Source organism: Photobacterium sagamiensis (assembly GCF_050337085.1).
GTDB classification, from domain to species: domain Bacteria; phylum Pseudomonadota; class Gammaproteobacteria; order Enterobacterales; family Vibrionaceae; genus Photobacterium; species Photobacterium sagamiensis.
This window is the reverse complement of record NZ_JAKJSP010000111.1, coordinates 1-1809: the sequence shown is the minus strand read 5'-3', so window position 1 is coordinate 1809 and position 1809 is coordinate 1. Positions and strand designations below refer to the sequence as shown.

Here is a 1809-nt window from a genome sequence, read left to right as displayed (position 1 = left end):
TAGTGATTTGGTCAGGGATGCGGCTTTCGTTCTCAATATTAAGCTTCATTATCTTCCGCCTTACAGTCCGAACCTTAATCCGATAGAACGACTTTGGAAAGTGATGAACGAAAAGTCGAGGAATAACGTTTACTTCAAAAGTAAACGTGACTTCAAGGAAGCTATAGACCAATTTTTTACTGTCACTCTTCCAGAGATCGCAGGCTCATTGACGTCTCGACTTAATGATAACTTTCAGGTACTCAAGTCTGCATCTTCAAGTTGATTGGGTATAGCTAGTCGCCGTTTCTGCATTTCTTGATCTGGATATGTGGAATTAAAGATGCACACTCCTTCCCGTAAGCGAGCGTTTTAAAGTGAATCACAATGTCTGTGGTTGATGCACAACATTTGGTGGTTTGAGATACTTTTCCTTATTCAATAGACCCCAATTGGAGCATAAGGTCTAACATGCTTCTGTCCCAAAGCTGTTTAAGCTGCCACTCAACTCAACTCAACTGCCACTCAACTCAACTCAACTCAACCTATCCTATAGAATACTTTGTGCTGTTTTCCGTCTCGCTTCCGCCTGGCATGTTACGTTTTGTTCGGCGGCTCGCAATTACTCACTACTTTTGCCATATTTTCTTTATGTGAAGGACTCCCTCGCGCCCCGCAATGAGCGCTGATAATGTCTGCGAACCAGGGGTAATTCAAAGCGTTCACAAACAACTCAAGGAGAAGAACTATGGCGTATACATTGCAACTTGGAGATAAGGCTCCTGATTTCGAGTTGCCGGCAACGGATGGGAAGGTCTACAGCCTGGCTTACTTTGCCAAGGCCAAGCTGCTCGTGGTTTTCTTTAGCTGCAACCATTGCCCCTTCGTCATCGGCTCAGATGAAGTCACCCGAGCTACGGCAGACAGGTTCAAAGATAAGGGCGTGACTTTTGTGGGCATCAACGCCAACAGCGAGAAGACCCACCCGACGGATGATTTTGGGCACATGGTGAAACGGATGCAGGGAAATAAGTTTCCATGGCTGTATGTGCGAGACAAGTCACAGGAAACGGCCAGGGCCTATGGAGCGCTAAGAACACCGCATTTCTACGTATTCAACCAGGAGCGAAAACTCGTCTACACAGGTCGGGGTGTAGATAATCCGCGCATACGGCCAGGATGACGGTCAATGATCTCGACAATGCTCTGGAGGAGCTTTTGGCGGGCCAGCCTGTCACTGTACCGGTGACCAACCCGATTGGCTGCAATATCAAATGGGAAGGGAAAGATGAACACTGGATGCCGCCGGAGGCGTGCGATCTGATCTAGTGGCGCTCATTATTGATAAGCCCCGCAAGTGGATAGCTGCGGGGGTGACATTTTACTTCCCACAGATAAACCTGGAGGAGGGGGAGTAGAGATCAGGTTACTTCCCTTCAGGTCATTTTCTAGCACGCTTTCTCCTAATGCAAAACAGGCATCTTTGTAGGCCGTGTTGTTGGAGTATACTCATTCATACTCTGCTCACGTCGATTTCGGTGTTTTTCAAGATTGTTGTCACCCATTAGCTGATTTTTATGCGGCTTTCCGCATGCGATTTTCTGGGTTTAATGTTACTGGCCCTATCGGGTTACAGTCTTGAATTTCACGAGACCAGCGTAATGGGTTCTTAGCTTTAGCTAGCCGCAGTACTTCTTTCCTTTTAACGAGTATTTCTCTATCAATACCATCATGCCGTTGGCTTGGCGTAACAAACTTGATTCGACTATGTTTATGGTCATTGTTGTACCATTCAACAAATGCCTGAACCCAGTCTCGTACCTCAGCTAA

The 1809-nt window shown here is 46.7% G+C and carries 3 protein-coding genes and 1 pseudogene; 3 read left to right on the top strand and 1 reads right to left on the bottom strand.

Annotated elements, in window-relative coordinates; all coding sequences use genetic code 11:
- The 3 genes from L4D76_RS28510 to L4D76_RS28500 form a co-directional block, all read left to right on the top strand.
- A partial coding sequence (locus tag L4D76_RS28510; RefSeq protein ID WP_428442915.1) for a transposase occupies positions 1-265 on the top strand: 265 nt, incomplete at its 5' end.
- A gap of 462 nt (positions 266-727) precedes the next feature.
- Positions 728-1162, top strand: a complete 435-nt coding sequence (locus tag L4D76_RS28505; RefSeq protein WP_428444195.1) for a thioredoxin family protein — start codon at positions 728-730, stop codon at positions 1160-1162.
- The gene (locus tag L4D76_RS28500; RefSeq protein ID WP_428444194.1) at positions 1159-1308 is read left to right on the top strand and encodes a hypothetical protein; all 150 of its coding nucleotides are present in this window, start codon (positions 1159-1161) and stop codon (positions 1306-1308) included. Before L4D76_RS28505 ends, L4D76_RS28500 begins: the two co-directional genes overlap by 4 nt.
- Positions 1309-1554: 246 nt before the next feature.
- Here L4D76_RS28500 and L4D76_RS28495 read toward each other — a convergent pair.
- Positions 1555-1809, bottom strand: a pseudogene (locus tag L4D76_RS28495) (IS3 family transposase); the annotation flags it as partial.

Bases quoted from the DNA above. Each gene is read 5' to 3' on its own strand.
- L4D76_RS28505 (WP_428444195.1), top strand. From the start codon at position 728: ATGGCGTATACATTGCAACTTGGAGATAAGGCTCCTGATTTCGAGTTG.
- L4D76_RS28500 (WP_428444194.1), top strand. From the start codon at position 1,159: ATGACGGTCAATGATCTCGACAATGCTCTGGAGGAGCTTTTGGCGGGC.